This is a genomic window from uncultured Granulicatella sp., assembly GCF_963516875.1.
Classification (GTDB): domain Bacteria; phylum Bacillota; class Bacilli; order Lactobacillales; family Aerococcaceae; genus Granulicatella.
Genome location: NZ_CAUQCL010000008.1, coordinates 27,572 through 48,486, shown reverse-complemented (window position 1 = coordinate 48,486; position 20,915 = coordinate 27,572). Strand labels below are relative to the sequence as shown.

Annotated in this window: 14 protein-coding genes and 1 other annotated feature; of the genes, 13 read left to right on the top strand and 1 reads right to left on the bottom strand. The window is 36.1% G+C overall.

The genetic code is table 11. The features are described 5' to 3' along the window. Positions 1-47 precede the first annotated feature (47 nt). The 11 genes from RWM24_RS04620 (at position 48) to deoC (ending at position 17,663) form a co-directional block, all read left to right on the top strand. Complete coding sequence (locus RWM24_RS04620) at positions 48-1,394, top strand: MATE family efflux transporter (protein WP_314112045.1); 1,347 nt, start codon at positions 48-50, stop codon at positions 1,392-1,394. Positions 1,395-1,560: 166 nt separating this feature from the next. Continuing rightward, a complete protein-coding gene (gene queF, locus RWM24_RS04615; RefSeq protein WP_006703907.1) occupies positions 1,561-2,049 on the top strand; it encodes a preQ(1) synthase in 489 nt (162 codons plus the stop codon). An 11-nt stretch (positions 2,050-2,060) separates the two neighbouring features. Then, positions 2,061-2,705, top strand: coding sequence for a 7-cyano-7-deazaguanine synthase QueC (gene queC, locus RWM24_RS04610; protein ID WP_314112043.1), 645 nt, complete (start codon positions 2,061-2,063; stop codon positions 2,703-2,705). Continuing rightward, entirely contained in the window at positions 2,705-3,178 is a 474-nt protein-coding gene (locus RWM24_RS04605) for a QueT transporter family protein (protein ID WP_314112042.1), read from the top strand. The genes queC and RWM24_RS04605 overlap by 1 nt, the downstream gene beginning before the upstream one ends. Before the next feature lie 491 nt (positions 3,179-3,669). Continuing rightward, positions 3,670-6,576: a pneumococcal-type histidine triad protein gene (locus RWM24_RS04600; protein ID WP_314112040.1), complete on the top strand. Its 2,907-nt coding sequence runs from the start codon at positions 3,670-3,672 to the stop codon at positions 6,574-6,576. A 671-nt stretch (positions 6,577-7,247) separates the two neighbouring features. Then, a complete protein-coding gene (locus RWM24_RS04595; protein ID WP_314112039.1) occupies positions 7,248-8,036 on the top strand; it encodes an alpha/beta hydrolase in 789 nt (262 codons plus the stop codon). A 71-nt stretch (positions 8,037-8,107) separates the two neighbouring features. Then, positions 8,108-8,344: a hypothetical protein gene (locus RWM24_RS04590; RefSeq protein ID WP_314112037.1), complete on the top strand. Its 237-nt coding sequence runs from the start codon at positions 8,108-8,110 to the stop codon at positions 8,342-8,344. Positions 8,345-8,582: 238 nt separating this feature from the next. Continuing rightward, positions 8,583-12,224 (top strand): DNA-directed RNA polymerase subunit beta, encoded by a 3,642-nt coding sequence (gene rpoB / locus RWM24_RS04585; RefSeq protein ID WP_314112035.1) that lies wholly within the window; start codon positions 8,583-8,585, stop codon positions 12,222-12,224. 52 nt (positions 12,225-12,276) lie between these two features. Continuing rightward, positions 12,277-15,939 (top strand): DNA-directed RNA polymerase subunit beta', encoded by a 3,663-nt coding sequence (rpoC, locus tag RWM24_RS04580; RefSeq protein ID WP_314112033.1) that lies wholly within the window; start codon positions 12,277-12,279, stop codon positions 15,937-15,939. Positions 15,940-16,196: 257 nt separating this feature from the next. After that, positions 16,197-16,976, top strand: a complete 780-nt coding sequence (udp, locus tag RWM24_RS04575; RefSeq protein ID WP_314112031.1) for a uridine phosphorylase — start codon at positions 16,197-16,199, stop codon at positions 16,974-16,976. A 15-nt stretch (positions 16,977-16,991) separates the two neighbouring features. Next, positions 16,992-17,663: a deoxyribose-phosphate aldolase gene (gene deoC / locus RWM24_RS04570; RefSeq protein ID WP_314112030.1), complete on the top strand. Its 672-nt coding sequence runs from the start codon at positions 16,992-16,994 to the stop codon at positions 17,661-17,663. Positions 17,664-17,713: 50 nt separating this feature from the next. Here deoC and tehB read toward each other — a convergent pair whose 3' ends face one another. Then, positions 17,714-18,574 carry an SAM-dependent methyltransferase TehB gene (tehB, locus tag RWM24_RS04565; protein WP_314112028.1) on the bottom strand — a complete coding sequence of 287 codons (861 nt, stop codon included), beginning with the start codon at positions 18,572-18,574 and terminating at the stop codon, positions 17,714-17,716. A 139-nt stretch (positions 18,575-18,713) separates the two neighbouring features. Beyond that, positions 18,714-18,947: a binding site (T-box leader), on the top strand. A 53-nt stretch (positions 18,948-19,000) separates the two neighbouring features. On the opposite strand from tehB, the gene RWM24_RS04560 reads away from it, so the two are divergent. After that, positions 19,001-20,047 carry an ATP-binding cassette domain-containing protein gene (locus tag RWM24_RS04560; RefSeq protein WP_314112026.1) on the top strand — a complete coding sequence of 349 codons (1,047 nt, stop codon included), beginning with the start codon at positions 19,001-19,003 and terminating at the stop codon, positions 20,045-20,047. Between the two features lies 1 nt (position 20,048). Continuing rightward, a complete protein-coding gene (locus tag RWM24_RS04555) occupies positions 20,049-20,726 on the top strand; it encodes a methionine ABC transporter permease (RefSeq protein WP_314112024.1) in 678 nt (225 codons plus the stop codon). Positions 20,727-20,915 lie beyond the last annotated feature (189 nt).

The window sequence follows — 20,915 nt, the reverse complement described above, 5'->3', positions numbered from 1 at the left end:
AAGAGTAAATAATTTTGAAAATTTATACAAAATAAAAGGAGGATGAGATGAATTCAAAGGCGTTTTATCAACAAATGTTTGCGATTGCGATACCTGTTGCATTGCAAAGTTTACTAACTTCATTTTTGAACACATTAGATACGATGATGATTTCCTCTCTTGGAGATGCGAGTATTGCGGGTGTGGGATTAGCGAATCAGGTGTTTTTCTTATTTACATTAATTTGTTTTGGGATTAACACTGGTTCCTCAGTTTTGTTCGCTCAATATTGGGGTGTGAGGGATGTTCCTCAAGTTCGAAAAATTAATCAGGCAAGTTTAATGTTGTCTACAGCGATTTCTGTGGCATTTATGCTTGTTGCCATGTTATTCCCTTATGGAATTTTAGAATTATTTACGAAAGATGCAGCTGTTGTTCAAGCAGGTGGGGACTATTTACGTGTAGCTGCCTTAACATATGTCATTACTGCATGGAGTTTTTCTTTAGGAAGTGCTTTAAGAAGTACGGGAAATCCAAAAGTTCCATTAGTGGCAACAATGAGTAGTTTTGTCGCCAATGCTTTCTTCAATTATATTTTCATTTTTGGGAAATTAGGATTGCCAGCAATGGGAGTTGTCGGAGCAGCATTAGGAACCGTTGTAGCGAGATTGATTGAAATTGGAGTATTAGTGTTTGTTATCAAACGATATCAAGGTCCACTTCAAATTCCGATTCGACATTTGCAAAAGATTCCAAAAGAATTTTGGACAGTTTATTGGAAAACAACTTTACCAGTAATTGTCAATGAAACTTTCTGGGCATTAGGGCAAGTATTTTATAATGTAGCTTATGCGATGGTAGGAACGCAAGCGACTGCAGCGGTGCAAATTGCAGTTGCTATTCAAGGCTTAGCATTTGTTATCGTTCGTGGACTAGGAAGTAGTTGTAGTATTATGCTTGGGCAAAGTATTGGGAAAAATAAAATTGATCGAGCGAAAAAAGATGCGAATCGATTTATTATTTTATCCATTATAACGGGTGTTATCATTGGTGCTGTTGAAAGTCTAACTCCACAATGGACATTATTATTATTTGGGCATATTAGTCCAGAAGTGTATAGCCTAGGTCAACAATTATTACAAGTGATGGGTATTATTTTTGTTTTAAAAACAATTAATTCCATTATTGTTGTAGGAGTATTAAGAGGTGGTGGCGATACTCATTATGGAATGAAATTAGAAATGAGTTGTGTTTGGTTAGTCGGCGTCCCATTGTCACTTTTAGCAGCAGGAGTGTGGCATTTACCTGTTACTCTAGTTGTCATTTGTGCAGGAATGGAAGAAGCGACAAAAGTAGTCGTCGGACTTTACCGTGTTTATTCACAAAAATGGATACATCGCTTAGTTCAAGACTAGTCAATCCGTTTCATTTATGGTAGAATATTTGTCAGACAGTTCGTAACCATCCTGTCTATAAACAAAACTAGGGCTTATTTGAACATGAAATGATCAATAGATTCCTGGAAAACGATGGTGTTTTTCAGGGATTTTTTGCTTATAAGTCCGGAAAGAAGGAATAATAATGAGAAAAAACGAAGAAATGGGAGAAATTACACACTTAGGAAGTAAAACAGTTTATCGTGATGATTATGCACCAGAAGTGCTAGAGTCATTCCCAAATAAACATCCAGAAAACGATTATTTTGTAAAATTTAATTGTCCAGAATTTACTTCATTATGTCCAATTACAGGTCAACCTGACTTTGCGACAATTTATATTAGCTATGTTCCAGGAGAACGTATGGTAGAAAGCAAGTCTTTAAAATTATACTTATTTAGCTTTAGAAATCGTGGAGATTTCCATGAAGACTGCATGAATATCATTATGAAAGATTTAGTAAAATTAATGGATCCAAAATATATTGAGGTTTGGGGCAAATTTACACCTCGTGGAGGAATCTCTATTGATCCATATTGTAACTATGGAAAACCAGGAACTAAATGGGAACAAGTAGCAGACCACCGTATGATGAATCATGATTTATATCCTGAAAAAGTGGACAACCGTTAAGGAGAATCGTGATGAAATTAGTATTATTAAGTGGTGGAGTTGATAGTTCGACTGCATTAGCGTTTGCTTTGAGTCAAAATCCTCAAGTCGAGGCTATTTCCTTTGCATACAATCAAAAGCATAAGGAATTGGAATTAGAAGCTGCTAGAAAAATTGCAGCGTATTACAAAGTTCCGCATCAAATTTTGGATGTTACTTCTGTATTTTCAGGAAGTAAATCTTCTTTAAATGCTGGAAATGATATTGAAGTCAGTACAGGAGATTATGCGACTCAAACAGAAGCGAATACCGAAGTGGAGTTTCGTAATGGAATTTTTATTTCGATTTTAGCAGGAATTGCGATGCAAAAAGGCGCTTCTGAAATTTATTTTGGGGCACATTTGGATGATTCAGGAGTCATTTATCCGGATTGTTCTCCTGAATTTATTGAAGCGATAAATCAGGCTGTTCAATTAGGAAGTGGAGGCAAAGTTCGATTGACAGCTCCATTTGGACAAGTGAAGAAGAAAGATATTGTCGCAAAAGGACTCGAATTGGGTGTTCCTTATGAGTTGACGTATAGTTGCTATAATGGCGTGTATCCTCCATGTGGCAAATGTGGAACTTGTATTGATCGAAACAAAGCCTTTTTAGCAAATGGATTGGAGATTTTATAGTGAATAAAAAACAAATAAGATTATTAACACAAAATACTTTAATAGGGGCATTATATGTTGTTTTAACATTAATTAATCCTATTTCTTACGGGATGTTTCAGTTCCGTTTATCAACTTTATTAATGGGTGTTCCATTTTATAAACCGCAATTGTCATTAGGGATTTTAATCGGTGTAATGATTAGTAATATTCCAAGTCCTCTTGGACCGATTGATATTTTATCTGGATTTTTAATTCAGTCAGTGAGTTTATATGTTTTTAACCGCATTTTCAAAAATTCTTATGTGAAGAGTGCTGCTTATGGAATTTGGTGTGGCTTTGTAGTAGCCGCAGCATTGTATTACTCGTTACAAGTGCCATTCTGGCCTAGCGTATTTGGCGTAGCTGTGTCTAATATTTTATTTGCCTTCTTAGGTACATTTATTGTTGAAAAATTCTTAAAAGGATTTTTAGATAAAACAGTAGTTGAATAGAAAATGATGAATAGACTTCGAAACGTAATAGTGTTTTGAAGTCTTTTTTACGGTTAGGCTAAAAGATGAAAGAAAAATTTTGTGTTAGCGAGGTCGCCAGCAGCCTCTGCGAGTCTCATGGCTAAAATTTGAGCCTTGGTCTCAAATTTTACCTATAATGGAAGCCACGCCTGGCTTCCATTACTTTCGCAACAAAAATTTTCTTTCATCTTTTAGCTGAAGTGTAAACCGTAGCGCAACAATTTTTTGAACTAATACATTTCAGTAAAAAACCTCAAATATAATATAAAAGCAAGAAGAAAAATCTTTTTGTATCGAAAGCAAGGCTCGATTTTTAGCCAAGAGACCCATAGGGGCTACTGGCGACTTCGCAAACAAAAAGCATTTTTCTTCTTTCTTTTATTACGTGTTCAAAAAACATTGACAGAAATACAAAAGGAGAGTAAAGTTATAAAACGTAAAGATTACGTTTTATAAGAGAGGGAGATAGAATGAAAATTCATAAAAAATCATTACTAATTGGGAGTGCAAGTCTTGTATTATTGGGTGGTTGTTCACTTTTTAATAACCAAAATACAAGTCAGCAAACAGAATCAGAAACGACAACAACAGAAATTTCAAAAACTGATTTAGCAAAATTTGAGAAAATTGCTGAAGAAGTAAAAGAAAATAAACCAAAAACAATTGTAGGAGAAGTATTCGAAAATGGATACTTAAAAAAACATGGAGATCACTACCATTTTGTATACGGTGCTCCACCAGAAGATGCTATATATGAACAAAAGACTTCAGCAACAGCAATTAGTTCTGCAGATGATGGATATGTCTTTAATCCAAATGATATTGTAGAAGAAAATGAAATGGGATATGTCGTTCGTCATGGAGACCATTTTCACTTTATTTATAAAAACAATACGCAACAAACACTTGCTACAACAATGGCTACAAATCCAGTAGCACATGAACATCATGAAGAAGTTGAAGATGGCTATGTTTTTGATAAGAAAGATGTTGTTAGCGAAACTGAAACAGGGTATATCGTTCGTCATGGAGACCATTTCCATTATATTTATAAAGATAAAGAAGGAAATCCTGTAGTAACTGCTGAACATCACGACCACGAAAGTGAACACCATAATCATGAGGGCGAGAAACATGAGCACGAAGGTGAACACGATGATCATGACCATGATGGGTATGTATTTGACAAGAAAGATATTGTAAGTGAAACAGCAGAAGGTTATGTAGTTCGCCATGGCGACCACTTCCATTTTATTTACAAAAATCAAGTGAATTCTGAAAGCACACATCCTGATACCGTTGCATCAATGATTGGAAAAGTTGAAAAGGTAGAAAAGGAATTACATGGTTTAACAGGAGAAAGTACAACAAAACCTACGACTCCGGAAACAAAACCAAACACTGAAGCTCCGACTACACAGCCAAAAGAAAAACAATTTGCCGGAATTCATTATAGAACAAGTGACGGATTTTTATTTGATGGAAATCATATTATTGGTACATCAGGAGAAAACTTATTAGTGGCGCATAATGGGAATATGAAAGATATTCATGTGATTCCATTTGAGCAATTAGTTCATACAAAATGGGAACATTTAATTTCTAAAGAACATATAGAAGAAGCTAAAGCACGCTATAATGGGACTGCAATACCTCCTAAAGAGGAACATCACCATGATGATGCAATGAAGCCTGTAGAAATGAGTGAGTTAGATAAAAAAATCGAAGAAAAAATTGCAGGTATTATGAAACAATACGGTGTAAAACGTGAAAGTATTGTAGTCAATAAAGAGAAAAATGCAATTATTTATCCACACGGAGACCACCATCATGCTGATCCAATTGATGAACATAAGCCAGTTGGAATTGGACACTCTCATAGTAACTATGAACTCTTTAAACCAGAAGAAGGAGTTGCTAAAAAAGAAGGAAACAAGGTTTATACAGGAGAAGAATTGGCAAGTGTTGTAAAACTATTGAAAAACAGCACATTTAATAACCAAAACTTTACCTTAGCAAATGGGCAAAAACGTGTATCCTTTAGTTTCCCACCAGAATTAGAGAAAAAATTAGGAACAAATATGATGGTGAAATTAACGACTCCAGACGGGAAAGTGATTGAGAAATTATCTGGAAAAGTATTCGGTGAAGGAGTAGGAAATATTGCTAATTTTGAATTAGATAAACCTTATTTACCAGGAGAAACTTTTAAATACACCATTACTTCAAAAGATTATCCAGAAGTGAACTACGAAGGACAATTTACGATTCCAAGCTCATTAGCTTACAACATGGCAAGTCGTACGATTTTCTATCCATTCCATGCAGGGGATACTTATTTAAGAGTGAAACCTCAATATGTAATACCCAAAGGGACTGAAGCTTTAGTCAGAGTGTTTGATGAATTTCATGGAAATGCGTACTTAGAAAATAACTACAAAGTGGGCGAAATTCAATTGCCTATTCCAAAATTAAATCAAGGAACTACGATGACAGCAGGAAATAAAATTCCAGTAACCTTCATGGCGAATGCTTATTTAGATAATCAATCTTCTTATATTGTAGAAGTTCCGATTTTAGAGAAAAATAATCAAACAGAAAAACCTGGAGTTTTATCGCAATTTAAAGGACATGAAACAGAAGAAACTTCTAAACCAGTAGAAAAAGGTAAAGAATCACCAAAAGAAATGGGAAAAGGAGAAGAATCTTCGAAACCAACTGGAAAAGAGGAAGCTCCAAAACCTGTAGAGAAAGTTGAAGAAAATTCAACACCAACAGGCGAAGGATTGAAACCTGAGTCAGAAACACCAACTGGAAATCCTATTTCAGACCCAATGTTAGAAGAAGCACCAGCAGTAGATCCAGTACAAGAAAAAGTAGCTAAATTTGCAGAAAGCCATGGAATGAAGTTAGAAAATGTATTGTTCAATATGGATGGAACGATTGAATTACATTTACCAAGTGGAGAAGTCGTTAAGAAAAATATGGCTGATTTTACAGGAGAAGTACCTAATGGGAATGGGGAAAATAAAGTACCTGAACATGTAGCGCCAACTCCTGATAAGGTTGAAACAAAACCAACAGAAAATAAACCAGCAGCGTCTTTACCAGAGGCTCCAAAACCAAGTGAAAAACCTGTGAAACCAGAAAATTCAACAGATAACGGGATGTTGAATCCTACAGGAACTGATCCTATGTTAGAACCAGGATTAGAAGAAGCACCAGCGGTAGATCCAGTACAAGAGAAAATTGCAAAATTTGCTGCTCGTTACGGATTAGGATTAGATAGTGTTATCTTTAATATGGATGGAACGATTGAACTACGTTTACCAAGCGGAGAAGTTGTTAAAAAGAATATGGCTGAATTTACAGTATAATGAATTGATGGAAAACGTCTAAATCGATGAAAAGATTTAGACGTTTTTATGTATGTAGATGATACACGTAAATGCTAAAAGATGAAAGAAAAATTTTATGTTAGCGAGGTCGCCAGCAGCCTCTGCGAGTCTCATGGCTAAACTTTGAGCCTCGGTCTCAAAGTTTACCTGTAATGGAAGCCAATGTGGCTACCATTACTTTCGCAACAAAAATTTTTCTTTCATCTTTTAGCTGAATTACAAAATGTAGTGTAACTATTTTAAGTGTTCTTTAACAAAGTTTACTGAAGAAATGAAAAACTTCTATTAAAAGTCGCTCAACCAGTTTGAAATGTTCTCGATTTATGCAACCTTACTAGAAATCTTAGAACTATGGAGAGCTACTCTTCAATTGGATGTGACGTATTCTTGATAGCAGAGCAATAGGCGTTTGATAGCTCGTAAATCGAAATAAACCATGTTTACAATAAAGAAAAAAATATGTTAAACTGACGGCAGTTAAGGGGTTAAAAAAACAAAGACTATTATATATAGTTAATGAAAGTAATAAAGCACTTCATTAGACTTTTTTAGCTGGTCTCGTGTTTAGAAAACAAAGAAATAAATCAAGTGTATAAGTTAGCGAGTAAACTTATTAGCTAACAAATTTAAGTTTGTAGAGGTTTTGGAATATGATATTTCATGAATTTGGTAATAAAAAATTTCCACATATATTATTGATACACGGCGGAGGTAATTCCTGGTGGAATTATCTTCGGCAAGCTCGTATATTATCCGAAAAATATCATGTGATATTACCAACACTTAATGGTCATGGAGAAGAATATCAAAAAGAGTATATTTCAACTGAAAATTCCGCACAGCAAATTATGGACTATATAAAAAATAATTGCGATGGAAAATTGTTTGCTGTGGGAGGTGTTTCTTTGGGAGGTCAAATTGCCATTGAGTTATTATCGCTAAATAGTGATATAGCTCAGAAAGCAATAATAGACGGTAGTATTTGTATTCCTCAGCCAAAGCTGGCAAGAGTTAGTACAATTATTGTAAAATTATTCGGAAAACTTATGTTTAGCAAATATGCAAGTAAAATTCAGTTGAGTTTAATGAAAAAAATGTATCCCAATATGGCTTATTCGGAAGAAATAGAAGGCTATTATATGGAGGATATGCCAAGGATTCCGATTAAAACATTGGTGACTATGTATCAAACATATATGGGAGAATATAGGCTTAAAAATTCTATTACAGAAAACAAAGCACAAGTTCTATATATTTATGGTGAAAAAGAAATGGATTGCGTTAAGGAATCGGCTAAGCTATTTCAAAAAATGCATCCTAATTGTAGTGTATATGAAGCAAAAGGATATAATCACGGTTATCTATCGGCTTATCTGCCTTTGGAGTGGATAGATTTGGTTAATCCATTTTTGGAAAACGATGTTCATCATAATAAATAAACTATGAAGTTATATAACATTGCCTAGTTTTGTCGAGTTAGATAAAACTAAATCCAGGAAATGTCTAACTCTTGGTGCAGAAACAAAAAATTGTCAGTAAAAAAACGCAAAAACAATATAAAAGAAAGCAGAAAAATCTTTTTAGCCAAGAGACTCGCAAGCGAGGCTACTGGCGACCACGCAAACAAAAAGCATTTTTCTGCTTGCTTTTATTACGTATAAACATCAATGAAAAAATGTATGCACTTTCTTATAAACACGCAAAGAAAGTCTTTCAAAACCTTGACAAATCGCCAATTTCACGCTAAAATAATGTAACGCAATAAGTGTAACTATAGTCTTGCGGGATGCTGAAATATTGTCCAGAAATCCCGTGAATATAAGGGAAAACAAAAGAATGAGCACTCTTTTTAATAAGGGATAAAGAAATTCTTTTGGTTTTTTTTTGTTCTAAAATGACTTTCAGGCAACATTTGTTACGAAAATTTAATAATGTAATAAATTTGTAATATTTATTCATAAAATTATGATATAGGGGTGGAAGAGTTGGCACATCATGATGTGAAATACGGTAAACACCGTGTGCGTAGAAGTTATGCACGAATCAGTGAAGTATTAGAATTACCAAATCTAATTGAAATTCAAACTGATTCTTACCAATGGTTCTTAGATGAAGGGATTCGTGAAATGTTTAAAGACATCTCACCAATCGAAGACCATACAGGTAATTTATCATTAGAATTCTTAGATTATGAATTACATGCTCCAAAATATAACCTTGCAGAAGCAAGAAATCACGACGCAAATTATGCAGCACCAATTTATGTAAAAATGCGTTTAGTGAACAAAGAAACTGGAGAAGTAAAAGACCAAGAAGTCTTCTTTGGAGATTTCCCATTAATGACAGAAATGGGAACATTTATCATTAATGGTGCAGAACGTGTTATTGTATCTCAATTAGTACGTTCACCAGGTTCATACTTCCATGACCGCCCAGATAAAAATGGTAAAGCCTTATATGGCGCAACATTAATTCCTAACCGTGGTGCATGGTTAGAATACGAATCAGATTCAAAAGACATTTCATATGTACGTATTGACCGTACTCGTAAAATTCCATTAACAGTATTAGTTCGTGCGTTAGGTTTTGAATCAGACGATACAATTTTAGAAATCTTCGGTGAAAGTGAAACATTACGTTTAACATTAGATAAAGATGTTCATAAACGTATGGATGAATCACGTACAGAAGAAGCATTAAAAGATATTTATGACCGTCTACGTCCAGGAGAACCAAAAACAGCTGAAAGTTCACGTAACTTATTAACAGCTCGTTTCTTTGATCCACGTCGTTATGATTTTGCGGCAGTAGGTCGTTATAAAGTAAATAAAAAATTAAACTTAAAAACACGTTTATTAAATCAAACAGTTGCTGAAAACATCGTACACCCTGAAACAGGAGAAATCGTTGTTGAAGCAGGAACAGTTCTTGAAAAAGAAATTATGGAAAAAGTAGCTCAAGCATTAGAAGCAGGAGCAAACTTATTTACATTATATCCTTCAAGTGAAGGGGTTATCCAAGAACCTGTAACGATTCAATCCGTTCAAGTGTACTCACCACAAGACCCTGAACGTATCATTAAAGTAATCGGAAATGCGAATATTCCAGATGAAATTAAATGTGTGACAGCAGCTGACGTTTTAGCGACAATCAGCTACTTCTTAAACTTATATGAAGGAATCGGCTCAACAGACGATATCGACCACTTAGGGAACCGTCGTATTCGTTCAGTAGGTGAATTATTACAAAACCAATTCCGTATCGGTTTATCTCGTATGGAACGTGTGGTTCGTGAACGTATGTCTATCCAAGATGTAGCAACAGTAACACCACAACAATTAGTAAACATTCGTCCTGTAGTAGCAGCAATTAAAGAATTCTTTGGTTCATCTCAATTATCACAATTCATGGACCAAACAAACCCATTAGGAGAATTAACTCACAAACGTCGTCTATCAGCCTTAGGACCTGGTGGTTTGACTCGTGACCGTGCCGGATATGAAGTTCGTGACGTACACTATTCTCACTATGGTCGTATGTGTCCGATTGAAACTCCTGAGGGACCAAACATCGGTTTGATCAATAGTTTATCAACATACGCTAAAATTAATAAATATGGATTTGTAGAAACTCCATACCGTCGTGTAGACTGGAAAACTCATAAAGTAACAGATAAGATTGACTACTTAACAGCGGATGAAGAAGACCGTTATGTAGTAGCGCAAGCAAACTCTCCATTAAATGAAGATGGAAGCTTCGTAAACGATGTAGTAATGGCTCGTTACGTATCAGAAAACTTAGAAGTTCCTGTAGAACGTGTTGACTACATGGACGTATCTCCAAAACAAGTAGTTGCTGTTGCGACAGCATGTATCCCGTTCTTAGAAAACGACGACTCAAACCGTGCGTTAATGGGTGCCAACATGCAGCGTCAAGCAGTTCCGTTATTAAACCCAAAAGCACCATTTATTGGTACTGGTATGGAATACGTAACAGCGCATGACTCTGGGGTAGCTTTACTATGTAAACGTGAAGGTATCGTAGAATTTGTCGATGCAAATCAAGTACGTGTTCGTACAGCAGATGGTTCGTTAGACCAATATAATATTACTAAATTCCATGGTTCAAATGCTGGTATGTGTTATAACCAACGTCCGATTGTTTCAAAAGGAGATAAAGTAGAAGTTGGAGAAATCTTAGCAGATGGTCCTTCAATGGAACAAGGTGAATTAGCATTAGGACAAAACGTTCTAGTTGCATTCATGACTTGGGAAGGATACAACTATGAGGATGCGGTTATCATGAGCGAACGTCTTGTAAAAGATGATGTATATACTTCAATCCATATTGATGACTATGATTCAGAAGCTCGTGATACAAAATTAGGACCAGAAGAAATTACCCGTGAAATTCCAAACGTTGGGGAAGATGCATTGAAAAACCTTGACGAAAACGGAATTATCCGTATTGGTGCGGAAGTTAAAGATGGGGATATCTTAGTTGGTAAAGTTACTCCTAAAGGATTAACAGAACAATCACCAGAAGAACGTTTATTACATGCTATCTTCGGTGAAAAAGCTCGTGAAGTACGTGATACTTCATTACGTGTTCCTCATGGCGGCGGCGGTATCGTTCGTGATGTACGTTTGTTCACTCGTGCAGCTGGTGATGAATTAGCGCCTGGAGTAAACAAATTAGTTCGTGTATACATTGTTCAAAAACGTAAAATCAATGAAGGGGATAAGATGGCCGGACGTCACGGTAATAAAGGGGTAGTTTCTCGTATTATGCCGGAAGAAGATATGCCATTCTTACCAGATGGAACACCAGTTGACATCATGTTAAACCCATTAGGGGTACCATCACGTATGAACATTGGACAAGTATTAGAGTTACACTTAGGGATGGCAGCTCGTGAATTAGGCATTTACGTCGCAACACCAGTATTTGATGGTGCTCAAGATGAAGATGTTTGGGGAACAGTTGCAGAAGCAGGTATGGCTCGTGATGCGAAAACAATTTTATATGATGGACGTACAGGGGAACCATTTGATAACCGTGTATCAGTAGGGGTAATGTACATGATTAAACTTGCCCACATGGTTGATGACAAACTTCATGCTCGTTCAATTGGACCATACTCATTGGTAACTCAACAACCTCTTGGAGGTAAAGCTCAATTTGGTGGACAACGTTTCGGAGAAATGGAGGTATGGGCGCTAGAAGCATATGGTGCTGCATACACATTACAAGAAATCTTGACTTACAAATCAGATGACGTTGTTGGTCGTGTGAAAACTTACGAATCAATCGTGAAAGGTCAACAAATTTCTAAACCAGGTGTACCTGAATCATTCCGAGTATTAGTAAAAGAATTACAAGCATTAGGTCTTGATATGAAAGTACTAGACGAAAATGATGAAGAAATTAAGTTAGAAGACATGGATGATGACGCTCGTATGAATTTCAATGATGTTGAAAAAATGAGTGAAAAGAAACGTATTTTAAATGAATATTCTGACCGTATTGCTGAACTTTCTTCAGATAAAGAAGAAGTTGAAGAAACAACAGTAGAAGAAACTGAAGAAATTCAAGAATCAGAAGATACAGATGTAACTTTAGACTAAGAATAACTATTGGAATCGTAGGGCAATTCCAAAGAAGAGGGAGGTTGGCCCCTTGATAGATGTAAATAATTTTGAAAGTATGCAAATTGGTTTAGCGTCTCCTGATAAGATTCGTGAATGGTCATATGGTGAAGTAACCAAACCAGAAACAATCAACTATCGTACTTTGAAACCAGAACGTGATGGTCTATATTGTGAAAAGATTTTTGGACCAACGAAAGATTTAGAATGTTCATGTGGTAAATTAAAGAAAATTAACAATAAAGGAAAAGTATGTGATCGCTGTGGCGTTGAAGTAACTCGCTCAAAAGTTCGTCGTGAACGTATGGGACATATCGAATTAGCAGCTCCAGTATCACATGTTTGGTACTTTAAAGGAATTCCTAGCCGTATGGGACTTGTGTTAGACATGAGTCCTCGTGCGTTGGAAGAAATCATTTATTTTGCAAGCTATGTTGTTATCGATGCTGGTGACACAACATTGATGAAAAAACAATTATTAAGTGAACGTGAATACCGTGAAAAACGTATGGAATTCGGAACTCGCTTCCACGCAGCAATGGGTGCTGAAGCTGTTCAAGAATTACTAAATAACGTTGACTTAGAAGCAGAAATTGCAGAATTAAAAGAAGAGTTAAAAACAGCTCAAGGACAAAAACGTACTCGTGCAATTCGTCGTTTAGATATTTTAGATGCTTTCCGTGAATCAGGAAATAAACCTGGTTGGATGGTAATGGATGTTATTCCAGTTATCCCACCAGATTTACGTCCAATGGTTCAATTAGAAGGTGGACGTTTTGCAACAAGTGACTTAAATGATTTATACCGTCGTGTTATTAACCGTAATAATCGTCTAAAACGTTTATTAGAATTAAATGCTCCACGTATCATCGTTCAAAATGAAAAACGTATGTTACAAGAAGCGGTGGATGCTTTAATCGATAATGGTCGTCGTGGTCGTCCAGTAACTGGACCAGGTAACCGTCCATTGAAATCATTAAGTCATATGCTTAAAGGGAAACAAGGTCGTTTCCGTCAAAACTTACTTGGTAAACGTGTAGACTACTCAGGACGTTCTGTAATCGTAGTAGGACCAAACTTGAAGATGTATCAATGTGGTTTACCAAAAGAAATGGCAATTGAATTATTCAAACCATTCGTGATGAAAGAATTAGTAGAACGTGAAATTGCTGGAAATATTAAGAGTGCAAAACGTAAAATTGAACGTTTAGACGATGATATTTGGGCAGTTTTAGAAGAAGTGATTCGTGAACACCCAGTTCTATTAAACCGAGCACCTACTCTTCACAGATTAGGGATTCAAGCATTCGAACCAACTCTAGTAGAAGGTCGTGCAATCCGTCTTCACCCATTAGTGTGTGAGGCCTACAATGCCGACTTCGACGGGGACCAAATGGCGGTTCACGTGCCACTTTCACAAGAAGCTCAAGCGGAAGCTCGTTTATTAATGTTAGCGGCACAAAATATCTTAAACCCTAAAGATGGAAAACCAGTAGTAACTCCATCTCAAGACATGGTTTTAGGAAACTATTACTTAACATTAGAACAAGAAGGTCGTGTTGGAGAAGGAATGTACTTCAAAGACATGAACGAAGCAATGTTAGCATATCAAAATGGATATGTTCATTTACACAGCCGTATTGCGATTCACGCAAGTGCGCTTCCTCATAAACCATTTACAGAATGGCAAAAAGAACGCATGTTAGTAACGACAGTTGGTAAATTATTATTCAATGAAATTATGCCTGACGAATTCCCTTACTTAAATGAACCATCAATGGAAAACTTAGAAGTAGCTACTCCAGATAAATATTTCTTAGAACCAGGTTCAAATATTAAGGAAGAAATTGCAAAACAACCAATCGTTTTACCATTCAAGAAGAAAAACTTAGGTCAAATCATTGCGGAAGTCTTCAAACGTTTCCACATTACAGAAACATCAATGATGTTAGACCGTATGAAAGACTTAGGATATAAATATTCAACTCGTGCTGGTTTAACAGTAGGGATTGCAGATATTTCTGTTGCAGGAAATAAAAAGACAATTCTTTCTGATGCACACAACCAAGTTGATGAAATTTCTAAATTATTCCGTCGTGGTTTAATTACAGATGATGAAAGATATGAACGTGTTATCGAAACATGGAATGCAGCAAAAGATGAAATCCAAAGCGCATTAACGAAAACACTTGGTGCTCGTAACCCAATCTTCATGATGAGTGACTCTGGAGCCCGTGGTAACATCTCTAACTTTACTCAGTTAGCGGGGATGCGTGGATTGATGGCTGCTCCGAATGGTAAGATCATGGAATTACCAGTAACATCAAACTTCCGTGAAGGTTTAACGGTTATGGAGATGTTCTTATCAACTCACGGTGCCCGTAAAGGGATGACGGATACAGCCTTGAAGACAGCCGACTCAGGTTACTTAACTCGTCGTTTAGTAGACGTAGCGCAAGACGTAATTATCCGTGAAACAGACTGTGGTTCTGATCGTGGTTTAACAATTTCAGCTATCCGTGAAGGAAATGAAATGATTGAAACATTAGAAGAACGTATGATTGGACGTTATGCTCAACGTTCTGTAAAAGATCCAGTAACTGGAGAAGTATTTGTTGGTCACAATGAATTAATTACAGAAGATATTGCTCGTAAAATTATGGATGCTGGTATTGAAGAAGTAACAATCCGTTCTGCATTTACATGTGATACTAAACATGGTGTATGTAAACATTGTTATGGACGTAACTTAGCAACAGGTTCAGAAGTAGAAGTAGGGGAAGCAGTTGGTACAATTGCCGCTCAATCTATCGGGGAACCTGGTACTCAGTTAACAATGCGTACCTTCCATACCGGTGGGGTAGCCGGAGACGATATTACTCAAGGTTTACCACGTATCCAAGAAATCTTCGAAGCTCGTAACCCTAAAGGGGGAGCGACTATTACAGAAGTAACAGGTGAAGTTGTATCGATTGATGAAAATGCGGGAAGCCGTACTAAAGAAATCACTATTAAAGGTGCAACAGATACACGTACGTATACTGTTCCATTTACAGCTCGCTTAAATGTTGAAGAAGGACAAACAATCCATCGTGGTGAACCATTAACATCTGGTTCGATTGATCCAAAAGAATTATTACGTGTTCGTGATGTATTATCAGTTGAAAACTACTTATTACGTGAAGTACAAAAAGTATACCGTATGCAAGGGGTAGAAATCGGCGATAAACACGTTGAGGTAATGGTTCGTCAAATGTTACGTAAAGTTCGTGTAATGGATCCAGGTTCAACTGAAATTTTACCAGGAACATTATTAGATATCGCAGACTTTACTGAACGTAACCGTTCTGCAATTATGAATGGTGAAGTTCCTGCGACTGCACGTCCAGTATTACTTGGTATTACAAAAGCTTCATTAGAAACAAACAGTTTCTTATCTGCAGCTTCATTCCAAGAAACTACTCGTGTGTTAACAGACGCATCTATACGTGGTAAGAAAGACCACTTACTTGGACTTAAGGAAAATGTTATCATCGGTAAGATTATTCCTGCTGGTACAGGTATGGCTCGTTACCGTAATATGGAAACAAGCACTTCTACACCAGTTCAAACAGAAGAATTCGTTGAAGCTACTGAAGAGTTAGCAGAAGAAATTGTATCTGAAGGAACAGTGGAAGCAACAACAGAAGCTTAAAAGATTGAATTAGACTTCTTTAATATAGTAGTATAGGACGCCAGCAGCCTTGCGAAGCAAGTCTCATGGCTAAATTTTGAGCCTAAGGTCTCAAAATTTCCTAGTAAAAGTAGCCACAGAAGCGGCTACTTTTACGCATACTACTATAGGAAGTCTTTTCTTTTTGATTTTTTTAGCGAACGTTTTCAAAATGGTTAAAATTATGGTATAATTTTACAGTTAAGGTATTCAAATGATACCTATAAGGAGGAAGAGAGATGCAAAATTATTCAGAAGAAGGATTACAATATCATTTAAACATTCGCAAAGGGGATGTAGGTAAATACGTTATTTTACCAGGAGATCCTAAACGTTGTGCGAAAATTGCAGAGCATTTTGAAGATGCAAAATTAATTGCAGATAACCGTGAATATGTTACATATACAGGATACTTAGACGGAGAAAAAGTTAGTGTAACTTCAACAGGGATTGGAGGTCCATCAGCTTCTATCGCTTTAGAAGAATTAGTAAGAAGTGGTGCAGATACATTCGTTCGTGTTGGGACTTGTGGCGGAATTGATATCGATGTAAAAGGTGGAGATATCGTGATTGCGACGGCTGCGATTCGTACAGAAGGAACAACTCGTGAATATGCACCAATCGAATTTCCAGCCGTTGCAAACTATGATGTTGTAACAGCATTATTACAAGCAGGAAAAACATTAGGCTATACAACTCATGCTGGTGTTGTACAATGTAAAGATTCATTCTATGGACAACATGAACCAGAAGTAATGCCTGTAAGCTATGAATTACAACAAAAATGGGAAGCTTGGAAACGTCTAGGCGTAAAAGCTTCAGAAATGGAATCAGCAGCTTTATTTGTAGTAGCTAGTCATTTAGGAGTAAGAGTTGGTTCAACATTCTTAGTAGTAGGAAACCAAGAAAGAAATGCTGCAGGATTAGAAAATCCAATCGTTCATGATACAGAAGCAGCGATTACAGTTGCTGTACAAGCTTTACGTAATTTAATTGCACAAGACCGTCAAAACGCATAAGGATAGGTGAATCAAATGGAATTAAAAGAAATTTTAGCAACCGTCGATCATACCTTATTAACACAAAATGCAACATGGGAAGAAATTAAACAAATTTTAGATGATGCGATTCATTATGGAACAGCTTCAGCTTGTATTCCTGCCAGCTATGTTAAACAAGCAGCAGAATATGTTGATGGCAAATTACCAATTTGTACGGTTATTGGATTCCCTAATGGATATTCAACAACAAGCGTAAAAGTTTTTGAAACAAAAGATGCAGTTGCTAATGGCGCAAGTGAAATCGATATGGTCATCAATATTACAGACGTAAAAAATAAACGCTTTGACTTAATAGAAGAAGAAATTCGTCAAATTCACGAAGCTTGTCAAGGAAGAATCTTGAAAGTCATTGTGGAGATTTGTTTATTAACAACAGAAGAATTGATTGAATTATGTAAAGTAGTGACACGTGCAGGAGCGGAATATATTAAAACATCTACAGGTTTTTCAACAGGTGGAGCTACATTTGAAGCAGTAGCTTTAATGAAAGAACATGTAGGCTCTTCAGTGAAAATTAAAGCTGCAGGTGGCATTTCTAGTTTAGAAGATGCAGAAAAATTCATTTCATTAGGTGCTAGTCGTTTAGGTACAAGCCGTATTGTAAAAATTATTAAAAATCAAGCAGTTGAAGAAAATAGCTATTAAAAAAACGTCCGAAAGGACGTTTTTTGTTTGTTAATTATATAGAGTTTTAATTACCCTTTCTTTGCCAACAATGTTGCAAATCTGAATCGAAGACGATTGCCGTTTTCATCTGTTTTGTGGAGTTCACCAAAGTCTTCATTATATTTTAAAATTTCCCAACCGGCATAATATTCTAGTAATTCGCCTTCTTTAAAAGTAAATGGGAAATTCACAGGACAAGGTGCATCTTCAGTAGACATAGCTGCTACAATTAAATTATAGCCACCAGAAGCGGTGTGAGATTGCATATTCTCAATGACATCTGAAATGACTTCTTCGTGTAGAAACATCAATACAACTGTTGATACAATCCAATCATATTGTCCGCCAGGGATATCGGCACATTCAATATCGTATGGCTCGACTTTAAGTGACAGTCCTTCTTGAGCAGCTACTTCCTGTAATTTTTGTAAGCTGGGAACATTCCAATCCAATGAAGTGACGTCATATCCTAATGAAGCAAGGTATAAACTATTACGACCTTCTCCACTTCCTAAGTCAAGTACACGACCTTTTGGAATGAGCGGTTGAGCAGCTAAAACTTCAGAGTGAGTCTTTGTGTAGCCATATTTTTTTGTAAAATAGTCTTCTTTTTTACAGAAAAACTCTAAATAACACTCGATATCGTCACTTGCTTTAGCAATTCGATGCCATTGTTGGGGCTCTACAAGTGGAATAGGAGTAGTAGCATTTAGCAGTACAGTATCACTAACACTTCCATCTTCGTTTAAAAATTCAAACGTGATTTCTCCTTTTAAAATATGCAGTTGTGCCCAAGTTCCAACCTTTGTATTATGCATTTTTTTAAACGGTTCGGGTAAAGTTTCCACCGTCCATAGCGGCATTTTTTTATAAGAAATTAAATCATTCATGTATATCACCTCGTAAGTTTATTGTAGGGAAAACTAGAGGGGGATGCAAGAAAAAAGATATAAAGAAAACTTATAACAAGTGATAGAAATCTAGAAATTGACTGGAACAGGTTTTGTTGGTATCCTAGTTTCATAGTCATAACGCACTGTGACAAGGAGAGTAAAAGTGAATCTATTTTAGAGAGTCTCGGTTGGGTGAAAAGAGATAATAGTTGAAACTTTGAAGATGGCCTTTGAGTGCTAATCGTTGAATCATGAGACGATTACGGGAAAGCCCGATATAGCTTATCAGTTAGAAAGATTAACTGACAGAGATAGGATTTGTGAAAATGCTATGAATAAAGGTGGTAACACGAGAGAACTCGTCCTTTGGTTGGTGAGTAAAACCAAAGAGCGGGCTTTTTATTTGCTTGAAAGGAGAAACAAATGATTGAATTAAAAAATATTGATGTAACATTTCAGCAATCAGGTAAAACGGTCGAAGCTGTAAAGCAAGTAAATATTACCATTGAAGATGGAGATATTTATGGCATTATCGGATACAGTGGTGCTGGAAAAAGTACATTAGTACGAACTATCAATTTATTGCAACGTCCTACAAATGGAACAGTTACAGTTTCAGGAGTGGAGTTAACGAGTCTAAAAGAAGCACAATTAAGAGATGCTCGTAAAAAAATTGGAATGATTTTCCAACATTTTAACTTAATGAATACTTTATCAGTATTTGAAAATGTTGCCTTTCCATTAAAACGCTCAGGATTATCAAAAGCGGAAATTAAGGAAAAAGTTGAGTCACTTCTACACTTAGTAGGCTTGGAAGACAAAATTACAAGTTATCCAAGACAATTGTCTGGTGGACAAAAACAAAGGGTTGCGATTGCCAGAGCATTAGCTAATGATCCAGATGTTCTATTATGTGACGAAGCAACAAGTGCACTAGACCCTAAAACAACCGAATCTATTTTAGAACTTTTGAAAAAAGTAAACGAACAATTAGGCATTACAATCGTGATTATCACTCACGAAATGCAAGTTGTAAAAGAGATTTGTAATAAAGTTGCCGTAATGGAACAAGGATTAATTATTGAACAAGGAACCGTATTAGAAATCTTTACTAATCCACAAAAAACATTAACGAAAGATTTCATTGACACAGCAACACATATCAACAAAGGAATTGAAACAGTTTTACAACATGAACATTTACTAAACTTAAACCCTGGAGATGTTCTTGCGAAAATTTCATTTGTAGGTGCTTCAACTGGAGAACCATTGATTACGAAATTATCAACTCAATTCCAAGTAGCAGCGAATATTTTATTTGCCAATGTTGAAGTCATTCAAGAAACAGCAGTTGGAACTTTACTAGTAGGATTATCTGGTGAAGCAGAAAATATTAAACATGCTCTAGAACATATTCATCAATCGGGTGTTCAAACAGAAATTTTAGATGAGCCAAAGGAGGTTGAGTAAGATGGACTTACACCAATGGTTTCCAAATATTGATGCTCGTGTAACACAAGAAATCATTAAAAGTACAATTGATACATTATTAATGGTTGGAATTACAGGATTGATTGCTGGAGTACTAGGGATTGCCTTAGGAGTAGTGTTAGTAGTTACTCGAGAAGGAAATATTTTAGAAAATAAAGTTTTATACGCTATATTAGATAAAGTGGTAAACTTATTCCGTTCGATTCCATTTATCATTTTAGCGATGTTATTAATCCCATTAACAAGATTAATTGTAGGAACTACAATTGGAATTCCTGGTGCGATTGTGCCACTAGTGATTGCGACTGTTCCATTCTTCTCACGACAAGTACAATTAGCTTTGTTAGAAGTAGATAAAGGTGTGATTGAAGCTTCAATCGCCATGGGATGTACACCATTGGAAATTATTTTCCGAGTCTATTTAAAAGAAGGATTACCAAGTTTAATTCGTGCTTCTTCTCTAACAACAATCAGCTTAATTGGTTTAACAACAATGGCTGGTGCATTTGGAGCTGGAGGAATCGGAAACTTAGCAATTTCAAGAGGATACAATCGATTCCAAGGAGACGTAATCGTAGTAGCAACGATTATTATGTTAATTATTGTATTTATAAGCCAAGCAATCGGTGACTTCCTAGAAAAAAGAGCCACGAAATAATAAGATACGAGGCCGAACGCTCTGAAATGAATCACTGGAGCGACGCACACAAAGCAATGCAGTTGCGTGGGGGTGGCGTGAAGTGGACGTCATTTCAGTGAGGCCGAGTTCAATTAGAACAAGATACGAAGCCGAACGCTCTGAAATGAATCACTGGAGCGATTCGATTGGAATAAAATTTTTAAACAA